The organism is Nonomuraea deserti, from assembly GCF_004348685.1.
Taxonomy (GTDB): domain Bacteria; phylum Actinomycetota; class Actinomycetes; order Streptosporangiales; family Streptosporangiaceae; genus Nonomuraea; species Nonomuraea deserti.
This window is the reverse complement of the sequence record NZ_SMKO01000082.1, coordinates 1-21,047: the sequence shown is the minus strand read 5'-3', so window position 1 is coordinate 21,047 and position 21,047 is coordinate 1. Positions and strand designations below refer to the sequence as shown.

At 70.9% G+C, this 21,047-nt stretch carries 19 protein-coding genes; 9 read left to right on the top strand and 10 right to left on the bottom strand.

Features of this window, described 5'->3' with window-relative positions; all coding sequences use genetic code 11:
- The first annotated feature begins 506 nt into the window (after window positions 1-506).
- Both E1292_RS26795 and E1292_RS26790 read left to right on the top strand, forming a co-directional pair.
- A complete protein-coding gene (locus tag E1292_RS26795) occupies window positions 507-1,808 on the top strand; it encodes a cytochrome P450 (RefSeq protein WP_165974757.1) in 1,302 nt (433 codons plus the stop codon).
- A complete protein-coding gene (locus E1292_RS26790; RefSeq protein ID WP_246090349.1) occupies window positions 1,805-3,364 on the top strand; it encodes a prenyltransferase/squalene oxidase repeat-containing protein in 1,560 nt (519 codons plus the stop codon). The genes E1292_RS26795 and E1292_RS26790 overlap by 4 nt, the downstream gene beginning before the upstream one ends.
- Here the strand turns inward: E1292_RS26790 and E1292_RS26785 are convergent.
- A complete protein-coding gene (locus E1292_RS26785) occupies window positions 3,361-4,395 on the bottom strand; it encodes a terpene synthase family protein (RefSeq protein ID WP_165974756.1) in 1,035 nt (344 codons plus the stop codon). The two genes, E1292_RS26790 and E1292_RS26785, sit on opposite strands and share 4 nt — an antisense overlap.
- Window positions 4,396-4,582: 187 nt before the next feature.
- Here E1292_RS26785 and E1292_RS26780 point away from each other — a divergent pair, with 187 nt between their 5' ends.
- Genes E1292_RS26780 through E1292_RS26765 form a run of 4 tightly spaced genes read left to right on the top strand, consistent with a single transcriptional unit; the run spans window position 4,583 to window position 8,331 of the window.
- On the top strand, window positions 4,583-6,973 hold the full coding sequence (locus E1292_RS26780) for a sensor histidine kinase (RefSeq protein WP_132597970.1): 2,391 nt from the start codon (window positions 4,583-4,585) through the stop codon (window positions 6,971-6,973).
- Window positions 6,970-7,389, top strand: coding sequence for a roadblock/LC7 domain-containing protein (locus E1292_RS26775; protein ID WP_132597969.1), 420 nt, complete (start codon window positions 6,970-6,972; stop codon window positions 7,387-7,389). The genes E1292_RS26780 and E1292_RS26775 overlap by 4 nt, the downstream gene beginning before the upstream one ends.
- Window positions 7,386-7,763 (top strand): DUF742 domain-containing protein, encoded by a 378-nt coding sequence (locus E1292_RS26770; RefSeq protein ID WP_132597968.1) that lies wholly within the window; start codon window positions 7,386-7,388, stop codon window positions 7,761-7,763. Before E1292_RS26775 ends, E1292_RS26770 begins: the two co-directional genes overlap by 4 nt.
- On the top strand, window positions 7,744-8,331 hold the full coding sequence (locus E1292_RS26765; protein WP_132597967.1) for a GTP-binding protein: 588 nt from the start codon (window positions 7,744-7,746) through the stop codon (window positions 8,329-8,331). The genes E1292_RS26770 and E1292_RS26765 overlap by 20 nt, the downstream gene beginning before the upstream one ends.
- Window positions 8,332-8,376: 45 nt before the next feature.
- On the opposite strand, the gene E1292_RS26760 is transcribed toward E1292_RS26765, so the two are convergent.
- The 5 genes from E1292_RS26760 to E1292_RS26740 form a co-directional block, all read right to left on the bottom strand.
- Window positions 8,377-9,093: a DUF6882 domain-containing protein gene (locus tag E1292_RS26760; RefSeq protein ID WP_132597966.1), complete on the bottom strand. Its 717-nt coding sequence runs from the start codon at window positions 9,091-9,093 to the stop codon at window positions 8,377-8,379.
- Between the two features lie 144 nt (window positions 9,094-9,237).
- Window positions 9,238-9,657 (bottom strand): tautomerase family protein, encoded by a 420-nt coding sequence (locus tag E1292_RS26755; RefSeq protein WP_132597965.1) that lies wholly within the window; start codon window positions 9,655-9,657, stop codon window positions 9,238-9,240.
- Between the two features lie 46 nt (window positions 9,658-9,703).
- Complete coding sequence (locus E1292_RS26750; RefSeq protein ID WP_132597964.1) at window positions 9,704-11,053, bottom strand: amidase; 1,350 nt, start codon at window positions 11,051-11,053, stop codon at window positions 9,704-9,706.
- Entirely contained in the window at window positions 11,050-12,204 is a 1,155-nt protein-coding gene (locus E1292_RS26745) for a hypothetical protein (protein WP_132597963.1), read from the bottom strand. The genes E1292_RS26750 and E1292_RS26745 overlap by 4 nt, the downstream gene beginning before the upstream one ends.
- A 46-nt stretch (window positions 12,205-12,250) precedes the next feature.
- On the bottom strand, window positions 12,251-13,162 hold the full coding sequence (locus tag E1292_RS26740) for a nitrilase family protein (protein WP_132597962.1): 912 nt from the start codon (window positions 13,160-13,162) through the stop codon (window positions 12,251-12,253).
- Window positions 13,163-13,310: 148 nt separating this feature from the next.
- Here E1292_RS26740 and E1292_RS26735 point away from each other — a divergent pair, with 148 nt between their 5' ends.
- Complete coding sequence (locus E1292_RS26735; protein WP_246090348.1) at window positions 13,311-13,742, top strand: winged helix-turn-helix transcriptional regulator; 432 nt, start codon at window positions 13,311-13,313, stop codon at window positions 13,740-13,742.
- A gap of 144 nt (window positions 13,743-13,886) precedes the next feature.
- Here E1292_RS26735 and pstS read toward each other — a convergent pair whose 3' ends face one another.
- On the bottom strand, window positions 13,887-14,891 hold the full coding sequence (gene pstS / locus E1292_RS26730) for a phosphate ABC transporter substrate-binding protein PstS (RefSeq protein WP_132597960.1): 1,005 nt from the start codon (window positions 14,889-14,891) through the stop codon (window positions 13,887-13,889).
- A gap of 213 nt (window positions 14,892-15,104) precedes the next feature.
- On the opposite strand from pstS, the gene E1292_RS26725 reads away from it, so the two are divergent.
- Window positions 15,105-15,335, top strand: a complete 231-nt coding sequence (locus E1292_RS26725) for a hypothetical protein (RefSeq protein ID WP_220447081.1) — start codon at window positions 15,105-15,107, stop codon at window positions 15,333-15,335.
- 11 nt (window positions 15,336-15,346) lie between these two features.
- Window positions 15,347-15,778, top strand: coding sequence for a response regulator transcription factor (locus E1292_RS26720; protein WP_132597959.1), 432 nt, complete (start codon window positions 15,347-15,349; stop codon window positions 15,776-15,778).
- Here E1292_RS26720 and E1292_RS26715 read toward each other — a convergent pair.
- The 3 genes from E1292_RS26715 to E1292_RS54075 form a co-directional block, all read right to left on the bottom strand.
- A complete protein-coding gene (locus E1292_RS26715) occupies window positions 15,763-17,646 on the bottom strand; it encodes a YyaL domain-containing protein (RefSeq protein WP_132597958.1) in 1,884 nt (627 codons plus the stop codon). The two genes, E1292_RS26720 and E1292_RS26715, sit on opposite strands and share 16 nt — an antisense overlap.
- A complete protein-coding gene (locus E1292_RS26710; protein ID WP_220447080.1) occupies window positions 17,643-20,255 on the bottom strand; it encodes an alpha-mannosidase in 2,613 nt (870 codons plus the stop codon). Before E1292_RS26710 ends, E1292_RS26715 begins: the two co-directional genes overlap by 4 nt.
- The coding region (locus E1292_RS54075; protein WP_246090347.1) for a D-sedoheptulose-7-phosphate isomerase at window positions 20,252-21,047 on the bottom strand (796 nt) is incomplete at its 5' end. The genes E1292_RS26710 and E1292_RS54075, both read right to left, overlap by 4 nt.

Genomic DNA, 21,047 nt, shown 5'->3' with positions numbered 1-21,047 from the left:
GCATGTGATACTCCACTCATCGGTTGACTTTTGTCAGGGAATGTCCATGCCGTGAGATGGACACCGTAGGCGATGGAGGAATAACTCGTGGCGAACGACGCCGCCCCACCAGAACGCGTCCGTTCCTCCCAAGCTCTTGGCTCGCCTGCCCTCGTCCGCACGGCCCAGGCCGGCCACCGGACCGCACCACGCGGCGCCGGACGGACCGCGTACCGCCACCGCGGGCACCCTTCGGCCCAGGACCCCAGCCCACGGCTCTCGACCCAGCGGGCGATCAGGACAGAGAACGGGGCGAGCCGTCCTCCTGCTGAAGGGCGCTCAAGCCCATGAGCGATAGCCGTCGCAAACGGACTTTCATCCGAGAACAGCATAAGTCGCTAGATATCGTCACCTGACGACTACGTCCATCGCCATCCCGATCGGGGACCGCCGCCATGCCACATGCCAGGGCAACCTCCGCCACTCGCCCGAAAGTCGTACCGTTCTACCGAGCCATACCCCGTCTCGTGAAGGACCCGGTCACCGAGCTGGCCAGAATGGGCGTCGAGGCCGAAGGACGCGTCGTCCGGCTCGACCTCGGCCCCTTCCGCCCTTACCTCATCTCGCACCCCGACCACGTCCAGCAGGTCCTGAAGACCGACTGGACGAACTTCGTCCGCGAGGGCATGTTCTGGCGGCCGGTGCAGCGCGTGACCGGCGACAGCATCCTCGGCGAGGGCGACGGCTGGGCGTCCACCAGGAAGATCCTCCAGCCGCTCTTCACCATGCGGTACACGGCCTCCCTGGCCGAGGACATGGCCGACATCATCACCGAGTGCATCGGCGAGCTCGACGGGTTCGCGCGGCGGGGCCAGCCCGTCGACGGCGGACACCAGATGACCACGATCGTCAACCAGGCGGTCATCAAGGTCCTGTTCGGCGGCCGCATCTCCCGCGACACCGCCGAACGACTGGCGCCCGAGTTCTCCACGTGCGCCACGTCGATCGGCTTCCGGCTGCTCTTCCCCTTCGCCCCGTACTCCATCAAGGTGCCGGGCGACCGTGCCTTCCTCAGATCCGCGAAGAAGATCGACGAGATCGTCTACCCGCTGATCGAACAGGCGAAGCGTGAAGGTATTAAGGGCAAGGAGGTGGTCTCGACCCTGCTCGCGGCCAGGCTGGAGACGGATGGCGACGCCGACCTGCGGCAGGTGCGCGACGACCTGGTGAGCATCTACGGCGCGGCCTCGGAGACCACGGCCATGTCGCTCACCTGGTTGTGGTCGGTGCTGCACGACCATCCCGACGTGAACGCCCGGCTGCAGGACGAGATCCGCCGCGTCGTGGGCGACGGCCCGGTACGGCCGTCGCACGTCGCCGAGCTCACGTACCTCCGCATGGTGTTGCAGGAGCTCCTCCGCGTTTACCCGTCGGCCTGGATCATCCCCCGGCAGACGGTGGCGGACACGGAGATCGGCGGCGTCCGGATCAAGGCCGGCTCGCAGGTCCTGGTCAGCCCGTACACCACCCACCGGCTGTCGGAGTTCTGGGACAGGCCGCACGAGTTCGACCCGGAGCGCTGGGCCGACGAGAAGGCGGCACGCCGGCATCGGTTCTCGTTCATCCCCTTCGGCGCGGGCCCGCACGTCTGCCTCGGTCAGCACCTGTTCTACGTCGAGGCGCCGCTGGTGATCGCCAACCTGCTGAGCAGGTACGAGCCCGTCCTGACCAACCCCCAGAAGCTCACCCCCGTGCCGGGAGCGTCCGTGAGGCCGAAGGAGAAGCTCTACCTGCGGCTGCTGCCCATCGAGAGGAAGTGGGTGGCGTGAGCCTGGGGAAGGTCCTCACCGACGACGCGCCGGACGTCGCCGCGGAGGAGCTGCTCACGAGCCTGATGCTCCGCCCGTGGGGGCAGGTGTCCCCCTCCGTCTACGAGACGGGCCGGCTGGTCTCACTCGCGCCCTGGCTGATCGGTCACCGGGAGCGGATCGACTACCTGCTCGGCTCCCAGCTGCCGGACGGCGCCTGGGGCGCGCCCGACGGCTACGGGCTGGTGCCCACGCTGAGCGCCACCGAGGGAATCCTGTCCGCCGCGATGCGCGGGGACCCCGGCGCGGACCGAAGGCGTCTCCTCCCGCCGGTCGAACGCGGCTTAGGCGTGCTCACCACCTGGCTGGGCGGCCGGCTCGACCTGCCGGACATGCCGGCGATCGAGCACATCGTGCCCTCGCTGGTGGCTCTCATCAACCGTCACGCCGACGCCCTGGGGCACCCGCCCCTGCCGTTGCCCGAGGGCATGAACTACGACACGCTGCAGTTGGTCAGGGCGCGGGTCACATCGGGGGCCGAAGTACCGGAGAAACTGCTGCACGCCCTGGAGATCGTGGGCGAGGAGGCCGCCGGCGCGCCGGGCATCCGGCCCACGGCCGTCGGAACCGTGGGAGCCTCGCCTGCGGCGACCGTCGCCTGGCTCGGGGAGCGCGGGGCGACTGACCCGCACGAGCCGGCCCTGGAACATCTGGAGGCGGTCGTCCGGCGCCACGGCGGCCCGGTGCCCGTCGGGGTGCCCATCACCGTGTTCGAGCGGAGCTGGGTGCTGAGCTGGCTGCTGCGCGCGGGCGTGCCCATCGAGGTGCCGCCGGAGATGGTGGCCGACCTCCGGGTGGCGGTCGCCTCCGCCGGCACCCCCGCCGGCGCGGGGCTGCCCGCCGACGCCGACACGACCTCCATGACGTTGTACGCGCTGGCGCTCCTGGGAGTGCCGCACGAGCCGGACATCCTGTGGCGGTTCCGCTCGGGTGTGCACTTCTCCACCTGGCCGGGTGAGCAGGGCGTCTCGGTCAGCGTCAACGCGCACGTGCTGGACGCCTTCGGCCAGTACGTGGCCCGCAAGCCGGCCACCGCGCCCCGCTACGAGGAGACCATCGCCGATGTGGCCGCCTGGCTCCGCGGCAGGCAGCTGCCGGACGGCCGCTGGACCGACAGGTGGCACGCCTCGCCCTACTACGCCACGGCGGCCTGCGGGCTCGCGCTCGACGAGTTCGGCGGTGACGCCTCGGCGGAGGCGGTGCGGGCGGCCGTCGAGTGGGTGCTGGGTTCCCAGCGCCCGGACGGCTCGTGGGGGCGCTGGGAGGGCACCGCGGAGGAGACGGCGTACGCGATGCAGGTGCTGCTGATGGCCCGGATGCGCGAGGACCCGCGGTGCGTGCGCGCCGCGGACCGGGGTCACGAGTATCTGACGCGCGCGGCGGATCAGGAACATCCGCCGCTCTGGCATGACAAGGACCTGTACGCGCCGTTCGCCGTGACGCGGGCCGCTGTGATCTCCTCGTCCCACCTCGCCCGGCAGGCTCGCCCTCGCCCGCTCGACGGCACCGTGTCCTAGCCGGCGTGGGTGTCCATGTCCCTGGCAAGATCCTGAACGGTGTACGCGTGGGTGTCCCTGGCCATGTACCAGCCTCCGTTGAAGGACACGCTCCTGCGCTGCCCTTCGGCGAGGGGCGCCAGCACGACGGGCAGGCGCGTGAGCGCGGCGTCGAAGGCGGCGTTCCGCACCGCGATGTGCGCCGACACCCGCTCGATCGCCGCCTCCGTGCTCAGGCCGGCGCGCTCCAGGATGAGGACGGAGTTGGGCTTGTTCTCGCTCCTTTCCCGTTCGAACGTCCTGACGTCGTTGGCCAGCCGCAGGCACTCCGCGCCGATGTCGGTGGCGGGGGCGATGGAGTGCCAGTGACCGGCGTCGGCGGGCGCCGGGCCGCAGATCGCCAGAGCGGCCAGCCACCACGTGTGGTAGAGGATCGTCAGCCTGCCGTTGTCCACGTAGCGCTCGTACGAGGGCCAGGGCTCGCCGCCGGTCGCCCACAGGCGCTCGCGCGCCATGGCGGCCCCGGCGAGCTCGAGGTGCTCCATCAGGCTCGGCGCGTAGACCGCGGCGCCGGCATAGTCGTGGAAGCGGGCGCACCAGGCCTGCCAGGCGTGCAGCGCCTCGCTCATGGGCTTCGAGCCGCCGGCCTCCGGCCGCGCGCCGCCGACCATGCCGGCGAGCCGCCCGAAAAGCGTGGCGACGTCGCGGTCGGACCAGGCGCCCGCGACACCGTCGGCGATATCGTCGACACCGAACAGGATCGTGGTCAGCGCTCCGAGGTCGGCGATCTGGCCGCGGCTCGCGCGCGGGAACGTGGCGGCCGCCGACAGGCAGCTGAAGGCCAGCCGGCTGGACGCGCTGTCGCCGTCGGGGAAGAGGGATGTGGAGGAGCTCAGGAGCCGGGCCGCCTCGGGCACGGAGCCGACCGCCGCCGCCAGGACAACGCTACGGTCCTGCTCGGGCACTCCGGCCAGTTGATGCGATTTCACCAGCAGGCGATCGGTCAGATCGTTGCGAATGCTGAAGTAGTCCAAGGCGGCATGATCGGTCACTTGTGAAGTATAGCCATATTGGACCATTTTTGACCACGTTTGTCAAAAATGGGATATTTGTGCGCAAAGTGTTTAGTGTTGCTTGAGACAGTTTTTAGGCTGCGCTAGGGTCCCTGATCGACACGGTACGTTGCCACTCGCGTCATTGGGTGGTCAGCACACGATATGACTTTTCAGGGTGGGTTCAATGGGCTTCCGCAATACGCGAGTGCGGACCAAGGTCACGGCTCTGCTACTCTCCCTGGCGGCTCTGTGGGCCTTCGCCGCGTGGGTCACCCTGCGCGAAGGCGTGAACCTGCTGTGGGTTTCTCAGCTCGACACCAGCGTGGTCGGACCTAGCGAACCACTTTTGGTCGAGTTGCAGAAGGAACGCAGGGTATCCGCCGTCAAGCTGAGCGACAGGTCGCTGCGTTCGCGCAAGGACCTGGAGAACCAGCGGAAACAGACCGATCGCCTCCTTGCGACCTTCAGGGAATCGGCGAGCGCGACGGTGGTCGGTTGGGCGACCGACGACGAGGGAGCCGGGCGCCTCAACCAGGTGTTCCAGCGGCTCGACACGCTCGAAGAGGTCCGGCGGGCGGTCGACGCCAACAAGACGACCAGAATTCAGGCGACGAACGCGTACAGCAGCGTCATCGACTCCATCTTCGCCCTCTACGGCTCGCTCGCCACTCTCGACGACAAGACCCTTGCCAAGGACGTCCGTACCCTCCTCTCCCTGAGCCGGGCCCGCGACGTTCTCACCAGGGAAGACGCGCTGCTCGCCGGCGCACTCGCCGAAGGCCGGCTGTCGCCGTCCGAGCACTCCGAGTTCACCCAGACGGTGGGCGCCTGGCGCATCCTCGCCGACCAGGCCGGGATCGAGTTGCCCGACTTCGACAGGGCCTCCTACGACAAGCTCGTCAAAGGCCCGTCGTTCACCCGCCTGGCCACCATGGAGACGCAGGTGGCGGAGCTCGACCCCAACTCCGTCTCCCTCCCGTTCGGTGCCGACGAGTGGCGGTCGGCGAGCGAACGCGCCCTCGCCGACTTCAACACCATGGTGCTCACCGCCGGAGACCGGCTGGTGGACCGCGTGGTGCCCACCGCCGTGGGCGTCATCGTGCGGCTGGTCCTGGCCGGCGGTCTCGGCCTCATCGCGGTCGTCGCCTCGATCGTCCTGTCCATCACCACGGCACGCGCCCTGTTCGCCCAGCTGCAGAAGCTGCGCGACGCGGCGCACGAGCTGTCCGACGAGCGGCTGCCGGGCGTCGTCGAGCGCATCGGCCGCGGCGAGGAGGTCGACCTCGCCAAGGAGGTCCCGGCGCTCGACTTCGGTGACGACGAGATCGGCCAGGTGGGCCAGGCGTTCAACACCGTCCAGCGCACCGCCGTCAGCGTCGCCGCCGAGCAGGCGGAGTTGCGCCGCAGCATCCGCGACATCCTGCTCAGCCTGGCCCGCAGGACACAGGGCCTGGTGCACCGGCAGCTCACCGTTCTCGACGTGATGGAGCGGCGCGAGACCGACCCCGAGGAGCTGAAGGAGCTCTTCCGGCTCGACCACCTCGCCATCCGCATGCGGCGCAACGCGGAGAACCTCATCGTGCTCTCCGGCTCGTCCCCCGCCCGAACGTGGCGGCGCTCCGTCCCGATGGTCGACGTGGTCCGCGGCGCGCTGGCGGAGGTCGAGGACTACACCCGCGTCACGCTCATGCCGATGGGCGACGTCGTGCTCATCGGCCGCGCGGTCGGTGACGTCATCCACCTGCTGGCCGAGCTGATCGAGAACGCCGTGTCGTTCTCGCCGCCCTACACCAGCGTGCAGGTCAGCGGCCAGCTCGTGGCCAACGGCTACGTGATCGAGATCGAGGACCGCGGGCTCGGCATGAAGGTGGAGGACCTGGAGTCCGCCAACGAGCGCATCGCCGACCCGCCCGAGTTCCGCATCACCGGCACCGCCCGGCTGGGCCTCTACGTGGTCAGCCAGCTCGCCAAGCGGCACGACATCCAGGTGGTGCTCAAGGCCTCCCCGTACGGCGGGACGACGGTCGTGGTGCTGCTGCCGCAGGAGCTCGTCCAGCTCGACCCCACGCCCGAGCCCCAGCAGAACGGCGGCCGCGACCGGCTGCCGCGCAGGGCGAGCGCCGTGGCCACCGCGACCAGGCCCGCCGTCGGCGAGAACGTGCGCGCGCTCAAGTCGGCGCGGCGCGCCCCCGATCCGGCGCATCCCCCGGTCTCCGCCCCGGCGCGGACCCCGGCTCAGACCCCGAACCCGGCTCCGGCCCCCACGCCCGTCCCGACCCCGGTCCCCCAACCGGTGAAGGACCCGGAGCCACGATCCGAAGAAACGCCAGCCGAACCGGAGCAGAAGTCTGTGGCCGAGTTCACGCCGTCAGGGCTGCCGTTGCGCGTACCACAGGCCAACCTGGCGCCAGCGCTGCGGGACGACACGCCCACGCAGCCCGACCTCGAGGAGGACGATGACGAGCGCTCTCCGGAGGAGATCCGCGCGATGATGGGATCCTTCCAGTCCGGCACCCGTCTCGGCCGCACGGAAGCGGCCAAGATGATGGACGAACAGTCGGGAGGTGAGTCATGACCCCCACATCGGGCACCGACCTCAACTGGTTGCTCGACGACCTCATCGGCCGCATCCCTGAGGCCGACCACGCGATCGTCCTGTCCTCCGACGGCCTGCTGATGGCGTCTTCTGCCGAGTTGCAGCGGACCGACGGAGAGCACCTGTCCGCCGTCGCCTCCGGGCTGCAGAGCCTGGCCAAGGGCGTCTCCGACCACATTTCCGGTGGCGCGGTCCGGCAGACGGTCGTGGAGTGGAAGTCCCAGTTCCTCATCGTGACCACCGCCGGGGAGCGCGCCTGCCTGGCCGTGCTGTGCGCGCAGAACGCCGACATCGGGCTCATCGCGTACGAGATGGCGATGCTGGTGGCCCGGGTGGGCCAATACCTCACCTCCGGCGCCCGCAACGCCGAGGCCGTCGCCAGGAGTGACCGGTGAGTGGCGCGGACGGGCCCACGGACGAGCACTGGGTGGATCCTGAGATCATCCGCCCCTACGTCGTGACCCGCGGCCGCACGCAGCCCGCGCACGGGAGATTCGACCTGATCTCCATGGCGCTGGCCGTGGGGCCGGCGCCGGGTCCCGACGCCGGGCTCGACCCCGAGCACCTGCGCATCCTGCAGCTCTGCCGGGAGCCCAAGTCCGTCGCCGAGATCGCCGCTTACCTCGATCTACCGGCCGGCACGATCCGGGTGCTGCTCGGCGACCTGTTCGACCGCGAACTCGTCTCTGCCCAGGAACCACAATCCGAGGTGGACATGCACGACATAAAGATGTACAGGGCGGTGCTCGATGGCCTTCGATCGCTCTGAGCGTCCGCGCCTGCCGACGGCGATCAAGATCCTGGTCGCCGGCGGCTTCGGCGCGGGCAAGACGACGATGGTCGGCGCGGTCTCCGAGACCCGGCCGTTGCGCACCGAGGAGGTGCTGACAGACCGCGGGATCGGCGTCGACGACCTCACCTCCGTCGAGGCCAAGCGCACCACCACCGTGGCGATGGACTTCGGCCGGATCACCCTGGGCAACGACTATGTCCTCTACCTGTTCGGGACGCCCGGGCAGGAACGCTTCTGGTTCGTGTGGGACGAACTGGCGGAGGGCTCGCTGGGCGCCGTCATCCTGGCGGACACCCGGCGCCTGGCCGACTGCTTCCCCTCGATCGACTATTTCGAGCGGCGCGGCACGCCCTTCGTGGTGGCGGTCAACTGCTTCGAGGGGTCGCAGAAGTTCGACCTGGACGAAGTGCGGCTGGCCCTCCAGCTCAACCCGTCGGTCCCCATCATCATGTGCGACGCCAGGAAGCGCGAGTCCAGCAGGGAAGTGCTCATCACCCTGGTCAAGCACTCGGCCCGGCTTCGCGCGGAACCGGTCGGCAGCTAGCCCGGGGGCGGCGCCCAGCCGCCCCCGGCCACGCCCGGGCGGCGTTCAGCCGCCCGGGGACATCGAGGCCCTGAGGTCGGCCACGCGGCCGTACTCGTCGAAGCTGACGGTCGCCTCCAACCCTGGCGCCGTCAGCCTCGCCTGGCCGCCGGCCCAGTCGACGCCCAGCCCGCGCCGCACCGCGTAGCCGTGCAGGGCGCGCCGGCGGTCGGTCAGGGGCAGGTTGCCGATGAGTCCCTCCTGGATGACTCGCATGACGCGGGCCGGCTCGGGCCGCGGCAGGTGGAACTCCGGGTGCTCCACGAGGAACGCGGCCCGGGTGCCGCCGCCGGCGTCGCCGTTGTAGGAGGTCCAGTGGCCGGTCACGGCCTTGGCGGCCTCCGTGAGGAGCCCGGCGGCGAAGGCCGGCTCGGCCGGCGTGCCGGGCAGGGCGTCGAACGGCACCTCCGCGGAGGCGAGTTCCGGCATGCCGTGCCGCTGCCCGAAGTCGCGCAGCATCGCGGAGGCCGCCGCCACCTCGGGCGGGAAACCCGAGGGGTTCGCCCAGGCCCACAACCACGAGCGCGGGCCGGGGGCGGCGCTGCCGAGCAGGTGGAAGCGGGTGCAGGTGATGGTGCGGCCACCGCTGAACTCGAAACGCGGCCGCTCCAGGTCGACGTTCCAGACGTGATCTCCGAGGACTTCCTCGAGATGGAGTTGGTGTTCGAACGAGAGCAGCGCGGCGTCGTCGAGAAGGTTCGTGAAGGTAGGCGATTCAGACACGACGGGCACCTTAGGGCCTTCGCCGGACGGCGTCCATCCGGGCCGGCCGGTTCGGACGGCACGGCGTCCGGCGACGGCGGCCCCGCCGACGTCGACACGACTACGTGCGGAAATTCGCCGACGTCGCGTCCAGCCGCCAGCGCTTCAGGCGGTCCTGGTGGAGCTGTCTTCGGCTCGTTCGTCCCCGGTCCAGTCGGTATTGAAGCCGGCCAGGTGGGGGTGGTACATCTCGTCACCCGAGTGCTGGGTGAACTCGACCTTCACCCACAGCGCGTTCAGGTCGAACATCTCGGTGCACACGTCGATCAACGACTGTGCCAGCCGAGCCCGGGTCTCCACCGGCCGTCCGCTCCGGATGTCGCACATGATGAGGGCCGAGGGCGTCGGAGGACTGTTCTCGTGGCAGCGCCACACGCCGCCCTCCCCGACATCGTGCACGGATACGGTCAGCAGGTCCTTGCCGACCTGCATGATCTCGCCATAGATCTCACCGAAACGCTGAGCGAGCCGCTGCTTGGTCGCCGACGAGGCGGTCAGTGGCAGGTCGATCTGAATGGATGGCATCGGGGTTCCCTTTCGCCGGCGTTGGCCGCGATAGATCTGTCGGGGTTCACCGCTGCACGGCCGCTTCCAGCGCCTGCGCGGCGGAGAACAGGAGGTGCTCGTTCCCCGCGGCGGCGACGAGCTGTACGGCGACCGGCAGCCCGTCACACCGGCCCGCTGGAACGCTGATCGCCGGGACGCCGGCCATGTTCCACGGGCTGGTCAGTGAGAGCAGCGCCGAGCGCACCTCGAGGTCGGTACGGCCGACGCGCACGCTGCGCTCGCCGAGAGCGGCAGCCACGATCGGAACCGTCGGGAGAGCGAGCACGTCATAAGTACGCAGCAGCTCCGCCACGATCGCGCGTAGTTCCCCGCGCGCTTCGTCGGCCGCTTCGTAGCTCGGGATCGAGACGTTCCCGCCCTTCTCGAGTCGCGCGAGGACCTCGGCGTCGATCAGCTCCCGATCGTCTTCCAGGTGGTGCCGGTGCACCTCGTACGCTTCCCTGCTCTGGAGGGTGCTGAACACCTCGAAGAGCGGCTGGTCGCGGTCCCATCCCGGGAATCCGTGCACCAGGTCTGGTGCGAAGCCGGCACGCGTCAGGAGGTCGCGCGCCAGTTCTTCGATACGCGGGTCGCACGTCGCGATGTCGCCGGCGCGGATCCAGCCGACCGTGATCGACCGTGAGTCGTCGGGAAGAGGGCCCATGGGCCGGTCGGTGAGAGCCTGGTAGCCGAGCAGGGCGCCCTCGACGGAGCCGGTGAACAGGCCGACATGGTCGAGCGTGGGCGCCAGCGCGTACACACCCACGCTCGAGATGGCGTCGTACGCCGGTTTGAATCCGACAACCCCGCAGAGGGCGGCGGGCACCCGGACCGAGCCGGCGGTGTCGGTGCCCAGCGACAGGGGGACCATGCCCGAGGCCACCGCCACCGCGCTGCCCCCGCTGCTGCCGCCCGAGATCCGGCCGGGATCGTGCGGGTTCCGCGAGGGGCCGTGCAGCGAGCGGTCACCGGTCGCGCCGTAGGCGAACTCGTGCAGGGTGGTCTTCCCGACGATGACCGCGCCGCGATCGCGTAGACGGGTGACGACGTCGGCGTCGCGTTCGGCGACAGACCCGAAAGAGGTCGCGGACCCGCATGTGGTGAGCGAGCCGGCGATGTCGATGAGGTCCTTGACGGCGACGGGTATGCCGTGGAGCGGCCCCCGGTCGAGGCCCGCGGCCAGTTCCTGATCCGCTCGTCGTGCCGCCTCGTACGCCCCGGCCTCGTCCACGAGGGTGAACGCGTTCAGGGTCGCGTTGTGGTCGTGGATGCTCCGCAACGCGTTCGCGGCCAGGTGGACAGCGGTGATCTCTCCGCGGCGCAGGGCCCGCCCGAGATCGGTGATCGTGGATGGGGGTTCGACTGTCTGAGTCATGAGGCGATTCCCGGTACGAGGTGGAGGAGTGGCACGAACAGCGCGGTGGAGACGCTCATCGAGGCCACGTTCCCGACGAACGGATGGCAGTCCACCGGCAGGCGGCGCGAGATCGCGGCCGCAAGAGGAGGGCCGACGAGTGCCCCCGCGAGCGCCCCCGCGATGACGGACTGGAGAGTGCCGCCGAAGGCGAGGACGACGGCCGGCGCGACCGACACCACAGGGACGAAGGTCGGGTAGAAGCCCAGCTCCTGCCACTTGCGCCGCCAGATCAGCACGCCGGCGAGCGCCGTGATGACCTGGCCGGCGAGCACGGCCGGGAACAGACCGCTCCCGTAGGCGAGGGCTGACGGGCTGATCAGGTAGGCGATGACCGCGCCGGCGATCATCGCCGCGCTGGCCCATTCGTTGCCGAAGAACTGCGCCTCGCTGAAGTCAGCCAGCGCCCGGCGGACGACCCACACGGGGGAGGTCACCGTTGTGCCGGTCCCCGCGGGTTTCCCGCTCGTGTGAGCGGCACGCCAGGCGCCGGGCTCCGGCATCCAGGGCAGATGCCTACAGATCAGGAAAGCCGCGAGAGCCCCGATCCACATTCCCGTCGTAGCGCCGACGACGGGCGGAAGGTTCATGGGTCTGCCGATGTAGTCGATCGCGAGGATCGACGCGGGGGGTGTCAGCAGAGCTCCCGAGATCGCGGCCGTGAGCCAGACCCGGAGCGTGGGCCCGTACAGGACGACCATGGCAGGCGCTGTGGAGACGAGCGTCACGAAGAGGGGCTGCCACAATCCGGGCTCCAGCGTCCATCCCCACGCGAGAACGCCCAGGATCAGGCTGGCGAGCGCGCTGCTCACCACCGATGGCCAGATCCCGGTGCCGCAGGCCTGGACGAAGCCGGCCCAACGTCGCGAGCTTCTCTGTGCCAGATGAGCGAACAGGCCGCCCAGGAGCAAGCCCAGACTGGCGGACGCTGCCGCGTAGAACTGCGGCTCGCTCATTGAGGCGATCAGCCAGGAGGCCAGACCCCGTGCGTCGGTGTAGTCGCCGTACCATGCCTGCCCTGCGGCGAGGTCGGTACTCGCGGCGACCGTCAGTGCCACGAACGCCACGGCGGCGGCGCAGCCGCCCGCCGCCGTGGCGAAACGCGTGGCCATGCGCGGAACGGGAACGTTCCCGTTGTCGCGAGGGATGGCCATGACGTCACCGGGGCAGCGGAGCGCCGCCACGATAGCCGAGCATCTGGTCGTATAGGTCGGTGCGCCGATCGCGGTGCAGGTCGTTGAGCTGGTTCCAGATCGGGGCAGTCCGCGCCGCGGTGAGGTCGACGTCGGCGTAGATGATGGTGTCCTCATCCGGGCCGGCGATGCGGTCGATGGGCCAGCCGTTCGTGCCCGCGATGAGGGAGTTGCCCATGAATCCGGCACCGCGCTCCTGGCCGATCCGGTCCGCCGTGGCGATGAACACGTTGTTCGCGTGCGCCGCCGTGATCGTCAGGTAGGCGGCCATGCAGACGCCGCTCTCGTCGTACAGCGGCGGCGGGGTCCACACCCAGCCGGTGGGGATGCAGATGATGTCCGCTCCCATCTGCGCCACGATGCGGGCCGTCTCCGGGAACCAGATGTCCCAGCACACCAGCAGCCCGATCCGCCCGATGCGGGTGTCGAACACCGAGTAGCCTTCGTCGCCGGGCGTGAACCACAGCTTCTCGGTGTTCCACAGGTGAGTCTTGCGGTAGCGACCGATGTACCCCTCGGGGCCGGCCAGGACGGCGGTGTCGAACAGCTTGTCGCCGTCCTGCTCGACGACGCAGGCCACGACGTACACGTCGCGCTCGGCCGCGAACCGGGCGAGCCCCTGCACGGTGGGACCGTCCGGGACCGCCTCGGCGTGCGCGAAGGCTTCCTCTCGGGTCTCGAAGACATAGCCCGTGGTGGCCAGTTCGGGAAGGACGATGAGGCCGGCGCCGGCCTCCGCGGCGGCCGTCAGCCGCTGCTCCACCGCCAATGCGTTGGCCTTCAGATTCTCGACGCCCACGCGGGGCTCGAACTGCACCACCGCGACCCGGACTGGACTGACCCTGGTGTCCTTGCCAGCGTCCTGCTGTGCCGTCATGACCTCTCCTCGAACCGTGCTTCCTCAAGCAGTTTCAATTTGAAACCACTCGTGGCGACTCTAGAGGAGACTGGTTTAAACTTGCAACCACTCGTGTGAGTCAATTTTCGACAGCCGGACGGGCAGGGAGTCCATGCAAGGACGGGGTGTGAGTCATCGGCACGCGGAGTGTCCAGTCGCCAGGACGGTCGACGTGATCGGGGATCGATGGTCCCTGCTCATCATCCGGGACGCCTTCGATGGCATCCGTCGATTCAGTGAGCTGCAGCGGAACCTGGGGCTGGCCAAGAACATCCTGGCGTCCCGCCTCCGTGAGCTCGTGGCCCAGGGGATCTTGACGATGGGTCCGGCGACCGACGGGTCCGCCTACCACGAGTACACGCTCACCGCGAAAGGCCGCGAGCTGTTCGCCGTCATCGTGGCCCTCAGAACCTGGGGGGAGACGCACCTCTTCGAGGGGGATGAGCCCCGCTCAGCGCTTCTCGACGTCAAGAACGAGCTTCCCGTCCGGCTCCAGGTCACGAACGCCGCGGGCGAGCCGATCAGTTCCGACGACGCGTTCGTGCGCAAGGTGTCCTGAACGCCGGCCCGGTCCGGCGCTGGCTGGGCGGTGTCCGGCGCCGTGCTCCCGTCCGCTGCCGAAGCAGAGATCCTCCGATCAGCGGGTGGCGTCGAGCCGGGCACGCACCTTGGCGAGGAGGTCATGCGGGAGCGGGGCGTAACCCTACAAGGAGAGGTACGACTGGCCGGCGTCGCCGGCGGTGTAACGCAGGAAGGTCCGCACCGCCGGGCCGGGGTTCTCCGAGCAGATGATCTCGTAGGTGACCAGGACGATGGGGTAGGCGCCTTTGCCCCTGGCGCGGTGGTCGAACTCCACCACGAGATCGTTCCCCCCGTCGGCGATCCGGGCGCCCTGGAGGGCCTCGGTGGCGCTCTCGGGCGAGAGCGCGACGTACCGGCCGGAGGCGTTGCGCACCTTGGCGGTGCGCAACCGGGCGTCGCCGGCGAACCCGTACTCCACGTACCCGATGGAGCCCGTGGTGTGCCGGACGGCATCGGCAACACCCTCGGACCCCGCGACGCCCTGCCCGGAGCCGGTCCACTTCCTGGACGGCCGGTACGGCCAGCGGCCCGCCGCCTTGAGATAGGCGGTGAAGTTGTGGGTCGTGCCCGAGTCGTCGGACCGGTGGAAAGGGCGGATCCCCGTGTTCGGCAGGCGCATGCCGCGGTTGTCGGCGGCGATCTCCGGTGCGTTCCACCTGATGATCCGCCCGCTGAAGATGCCGTTCAGGGTGGTGGGCGACAACTTCAGTTCCGGCATGGACGGCAGGTTGTAGGCCAGGGCGATGGGACCTACGACCATGGGCACGTGCATCGCCCGGCTGCCGCAACGTCTGTCGGCCCGCGCCTGTTCGCAGGGCCGCATCGCGACGTCGGAGCCGGCGAAGGCGGTGGTGCCCGCGATGAAGTCGCGGATGCCCGCTCCCGATCCGTTGGCCCGGTAGTCCACCCGCAGGTCCGGATGCGTCCGGCGGAACTCGGCACGCCAGGCGTCCATCGCGCCCTTCTGCGCGGTCGAGCCGGAGCCGGAGATCGACACGGTGGCCGGAGGGCCTTCGGGCGGGTCGTCCGGGATCAGGACCGCGGCCCCGCCGAGCCCCGCGGCGCAGGCGCCCAGGGTGAGGGCGGAGAGTAGCGCGGGCCCTGCGGCCCCTGTCAGTTTTGCCATCTCAGCGACGGTATGAAGGGATCGTGTCCGTCGCGTTAAAGACCCGTCTTGCGTGCCGCCATAAAGGGTGATTTTTGCGTCAAGTCGGTCCCTCGGTCCGGCCGGAATCTCCCTCTCCCGGCGCGCGTAGCCGGAGCGGCGGTTCTACGTCCGGCCGGGCCGGCAGACGGTGCCGGGCGGTGGCAGGGTCAGGTCGACGAGGTAGCGGGTGGCGTGCCCGATCGTGCAGCGGTCCCCGCTCATGTAGAGCACGAGCTGGCGGCGCGCGACGACCGGCTGCGGCTGCGCGTCCGCGACGACGGCGCCGGCGGGGCGGCCATGGGCCACGGCACCGGGCTGCGCGGGCTGGCCGACCGGGTACGCGTGGTGGACGGGACGCTGGAGATCGACAGTCCGCCCGGTGGCCCTACGGTGGTGACCGTGGAGCTGCCCGCGCGAGCGTGAAGGAGAGCGGCATGCGCATCGTGATCGCGGAGGACGCCGGGGTGATCCGCGACGGGCTGTCGCTCCTGCTGACCGGCAGGGGCCACGAGGTCGCCGCCGCCGTGGGCGACGCCGCCGCGTTGTGCGCGGCCGTGGCCGAGCACCGGCCCGACGTGGCCGTGGTGGACATCCGCATGCCGCCCACCCACACCGACGAGGGCCTGCGCGCCGCCATCCGGCTGCGCGGGCGGGCGGAGGACCTGCGGGAGCTCACCGACCGCGAACGCGACGTGCTGGCCCTGATGGCCGAGGGCCGTTCCAACGCCGCGATCGCCTCCGCCCTGTTCCTGTCGTACGGCTCCGTGGAGAAGCACGTCACGCAGATCTTCGCCAAGCTCGGCCTGCCCCCGTCGCGCGGCGACCACCGGCGGGTGCTGGCCGTCCTGCGCTACCTGGAGCCGTGACTCGCCGCCATGGAGGCCCGGTCACGGGCCAGCACCTGCTCGCAGGCCAGCAGCAGCACCCCGGCGCTCCAGGCGTGCGACAGCGTCAGGTACATGCCCTTGGGCTGGAAGCAGTCCGTCTGGTAGTAACGCTCGGTGATCATGCCGCGGTAGGCGTTCACGTCGCCGTCCGCGGCGGGCAGCAACTGGCGGAAACAGGCCAGCGTCTCGTGCGCCCGCTCGGCGTAGTAGGGGTCGCCGAGCGCCTCCGACAGGGCGATCAGCTCGTCGGTGCACACCAGGCCGTAGGCGTGCAGGTGCTGGTTGGACGGTGACGCCTGGTCGGCGCCGCGGGTGGCGAAGCCGTACACGCCCAGGGGAGTGCGGGGGCCGAAGCGCACGTTGTACGAGTAGCGGAAGGTGAGCGTCCAGTCGGCGGCGCGGCGGGCCAGGTCGAGCCAGCGGGCGGCGCCCGTGGCCCGGTGCAGCGCCATGTACGCGATGACGGCCGCGTAGCCGTCCTCCGACGTCGGCGCCAGGTCGACGTCCTCGGGAGCGCCGTAGATGAACTCGTCCTCGACGAAGGCCGCGTAATAGTCGCCCGCCCGTTCCGCGGCCCGCAGGCACGTCTCGCCGCCCGCCTCGCACAGGGCCGCGATCCAGGTCAGCCCGGACGCGCCCGACCAGGACAGCACCTCGCCGGTGGCCGCGTGGTGGAGGGTGCCGAGGTTGCCGTCGGGCCGCTGGCGGGCCACCATCACGTCCAGGTTGGAGCGGGCCGCCGCCTGCCAGGCCGGGTCGGGCCGGTGGCGGAGCGCCCGCAGCAGGAACAGTGTCGCCTCCCCCAGCGTGCGGGCGTGCAGGGCGTCCTTGGTGTGGCTCCAGCTCTGCGACCAGCCCGAACGGCGGTACCACGTGCCCCAGAACGTGCCGGACGGCGACAGGTTGGCGCAGATGAAGTCGATCACCCGCGAGGCGGCGGCGACCTGCTCGGGCCGGCCGGTCCGCAGGCCGTGCTCCAGCAGCGCGGCCGCCCACGGGATGCCGCTCACCCAGCCGACGTGCATGGCCTGCCGGTCGACCCGCTCGCCGTCGGCGCCGCTGACCTCCCGGTCGAACCCGACCGTCTCCAGCAGCACCCCGGGGTCGGGATCGTAGTGCCAGCGGTAGAGGCCCTCGGCGGCGATGCCGGCCGCCTCCTCGACGTCCTGCCACGGCTCGACGGGCGCGGCGGGCAGGCGCAGCTCGCGGTCCTCGCGCAGCAGCGGCGCGTACGCGTGCCGGTCGGCCGGCAGCGGGCACGCCGCCACGGTCAGCTCGTGCGACTCGCCGGGCTGCCAGACGTGCGTGGCGGCCTCGGCGGGCAGCGCCAGCGCCGAGCCGTAGTAGGTGATCGGGAACTCCTGGTACGGGAAGAGCAGCGCGATCGTGGCCTCCCCCGCCGCGTGCTCGACGGCCAGGCCGGTGGTGCCGAGCGCCGATTCCTCGTCCGCGATCAGGCAGGCGCCCGCCTCGTCGCCCCACACCATGACGGCGGGGGTGGCCGCCCGGTCCGCGCGGAACCCCCACCGGGCCGAGACCATCTCGTCGGGCCGGTCGGCGCCGGCCTCGAAGCGGGGGAACACCCGCCGGCACGCCACCGGCCGGTTCTCGCCGTAGAACAGGCCGGGAATGAGCCACCACGGGTCTGTGGCGGGCACCCGCCTGCTGACGCGCACGGTGCCGGCGGAGGGCTCGGCGCCGTCGTACCGGATGGTCAGGCGCAGCTCGCGGCGGCCCGTCGCGCGCCGCTCGCCCCACCGCCCGCTCGTGGTGTACGGTCCCGCGCCCAGCACCTCGACGGCCACCTCGCCGCCGTCAGGGTCGGCGAGCAGCAGCGGGCCGGTCACCACGACTCCACGGTGAACGCGCCCTTGCGGGTGCCGAGCTCGATCAGGTCGGTCTCCACGGCGGAGTGCGGATCGTCCAGCGGGATCCGGAACGTACGGATCTGGCTCGGCCCGAAGTCGGCCGTGAGCCTGACGCCGGCCAGCGGGATGTCGAGCGTGGCCACGGCCGCCCGCCCGGTGCTCTCCACGGCGCGTACCACCAGGTCGCGCGGCGCGTCCTCGTGCAGTTTCACCGCGGTGACCATGACCTGGCCGCCGCCGTCGTCGAGGTAGCCGCGCGCCGGGGGAAGCGGGCCGTCGTGGAAGCTCTCCAGCATCGCCCGCACCGGGGAGCCGAGCACCGCCGCCCGGCGGGTCAGCCCGGCGGCGCGCCAGTCGCCCGCGTGCGGCACCAGCAGGTACGTGAACCGCTGCGTGCCCTGGTCCTGGTAGGAGTAGTGGCCGTCGGGGTCGAGCAGCCGGGGGTCGTGCCAGGCGTAGACAGGGCTGCGCACGGCCGTGATGCCGATGCTGTGGTCGCGGCCGGCGCTCGGCGGGGCGACGTCGTAGCCGTGCTTGGCGTTGTTCACCACGGCCAGCCCGGCGCGCGTGCCGGCGACGGCGCCCGACAGGTCCACCCACGACTGGGCGGGCTCCTCGGCCCCGTCGATCGGCCTGCCGAGGTGCGCGAACGGGATCTCGTACGTGGCCGCGGGGTTCTCCAGCGCGACAGGGAAGCGCAGCTTCATCAGGTGCGCCCGCTCGCGCCAGTCGAGCGTGACGCGTACCTCGACCGCGTCGTCGTCGCCCGCGCCCAGGATGAACTCCTCGGTCATCGTCGAGCGGCCCCACGCCCGCTCGACCCGGATGCGGGCGCGCAGCGGGCCGTTCTCGCGCAGCACGATGCCGGTGGTCGCCATCGCCTCGCCCGGCCAGTCGTAGGACACGACGCGGTGTCCCCAGGTGTCGGTCGGGTCCTCGCAGATCTGGGTGTGCTCGCCCGCCGCCCCGGCCACCAGGTCGACGCCGGTGCGCTTGTCGAGCAGGCTGGCCAGCCAGCCCGTGCCGGGGTCGAGCTCCAGGCGGAGCACGTCGTTCTCGATGTGCAACTCGGAGGCCGACAGCGTGCCGGCCGCGTGCATGCCGGGGCCCTGGCGCAGCCGGTAGAGGCGGTAGCCCAGCGGCGGCAGCTCCGCCTGGAACACGGTGGCGCCGCGGCCCTTGTCGTCGGTGGTCGCCACCGACTGGGTGCGCTGGCACGGCACGTCGGCGCCGTCGGCGTCCACGACGTGCACGCCGTTGGGTGCGAGGCCGTACTGCATCTCGACCCGGGTGGTGACCGGCCACGGGTGCGGGTTGAAGACGAGCACCGGCTGGGTGCCGGTCTCCTCGGGCACCCGCACGTCGCGGGCGATCACGTTGTGCGCCCTGGTGATGATCCGCTTGGAGATCGCCACGGCCTCGCCGAGCTGGTCGCGGGCGTCGTCGTACGCCGGCTCGATGGCCGAGCCCGGCAGCACGTCGTGGAACTGGTTGAACAGCACCTGCTTCCACGCGCGTTCCAGGTCGGCGCGGGCGTCGTGGCCGGCGATCGCGGCCCACCGCTCGGCCGACAGCACGGCCGCCTGCGCCCTGCGCTGCCACGCCTTGACGCCGGAGTGCGAGGAGTAGCAGCCGGCCGCGTGGTGCTGCAGGTCGTCGCGCCACACCGGCAGCTCGGCCAGCCCTTTCTCGCCGAGGCGCTTGGCCGTCTCGTCGAAGTAGCGGCGCGGCGACGACATCGTCAGCTCGCCGAACGTGCCCATCCGGTCGTAGCGGTGGATGGACTCGATGTTGGCCTTGGTGGGCCCGCCGCCGTGGTTGCCGACGCCGTAAAAGATCATCAGGTCGCCGAGCGAGCGGTCGAGCTGGCCGAGCGCCTTCTCGGTCTGCCCCGCGACCTCGCCGGGCGGGCTGCAGTATTCGAACGGGATGCGGTACGCCAGCACGCGGCTGCCGTCGGGCGCCTCCCACCAGAACATCGTGCCGGGCAACTCGCTCTCGTGCGGCCCGGGGCGCAGGAAGCAGTAGGAGTCCATGCCCTGCCCGCGCAGGATGGCGGGCAGCATGGCGTTGTGGCCGAACGGGTCGACGTTCATGCCGACCGACGCGGTGACCCCGAACTTCTCCTTCAGGTAGCGCTGGCCGTACAGGCCCTGGCGGACGAACGACTCCCCCGACGGCATGTTGCAGTCGGGCTCCACCCACCAGCCGCCGGTCATCACCCAGCGGCCCTCGGCGACCTTCTCCTTGATCCTGGCGAACAGCTCGGGGTCGGACTCCTCCACCCACGACAGCAGGACGACCTGGTCGCAGGTGAAGACGAAGTCGGGATATTCATCCATACGGTGGATCGCCGACCAGAACGTCGCCCGCGCCTCCTGGTAGCCCTCCTGCCACGGCCACAACCACACCGGGTCGAGGTGCGCGTTGCCGATCATGTGCAGGGTGCGGCCGGGGGTGGCGGCCGGTCGCGGCGCGCGGGGCAGGCCCTCGGGCTGCGCGCCCGAGGGGGCGTTCGCCATGGGGGCGGCGGACGTGCGGGCGGCGGACGTGGGAGCGGCGGACGTGGGGTCAGGGCGTCTGGTCATGCGGCGGCCCATGCGTCGACCTTGTCGCTGATCATGTGCAGCATCAGTGTGTGGATCTCCTGGATGCGCGGGGTCTCGGACGAGGGGGCGAGAAGGAGGTGGTCGGCGTGCTTCGCGGCGGCTCCGCCGTCGCCGCCGCCGAAGAGTACCGTGACCGCTCCCCTGCTCTGTGCGGTCGCCAGCGCCTCGACCACGTTGGGTGAGTTTCCGCTGGTGGTGAACGCCGCCACGACGTCTCCTGGCCGGGCGAGGGCCTGGACCTGCCGGGCGAAGACCTCGTCGTAGGCGTAGTCGTTGGCGATGCACGTCATGACCGTCGCGTCGGTCGTGAGCGTCACCGCGGGCAGCGGGCGGCGGTCGCGCTTGTAGTGGCCGACCAGCTCGCCCGTGAGGTGCTGGGCGTCGGCCGCGCTGCCGCCGTTGCCCATCGTGTAGAGGATGCCGCCGCGGGCGAAGGCCTCGATGAGCAGGTCCGCCACGGCCTCGACGTCCGGGACCAGCTCCGCCATGCGGCGGGCCGCGGCGAGATGTCCTTCGACGTGCCCGGCGAGCACGGGCGGCAGCCCGGCCGTCCCGGACGTGTCGCCGGGCGGCCCGGCAGTGCCGTGGGACGTCCCGGACGTCCCGGGAGCGTCGTGGGACGCGCCTGACGTCTCGGGGAACGCGCCGGACGTCTCGACGGACGTCCCGGGAGCGTCGTGGGACGCATCGGACGTGTCGGGGGACGCTCCGGACGTCCTGGCGGACGTCCCCGGAGCGGCGGGGGACGTCCCCTGAAAGGGCGGGACGGGG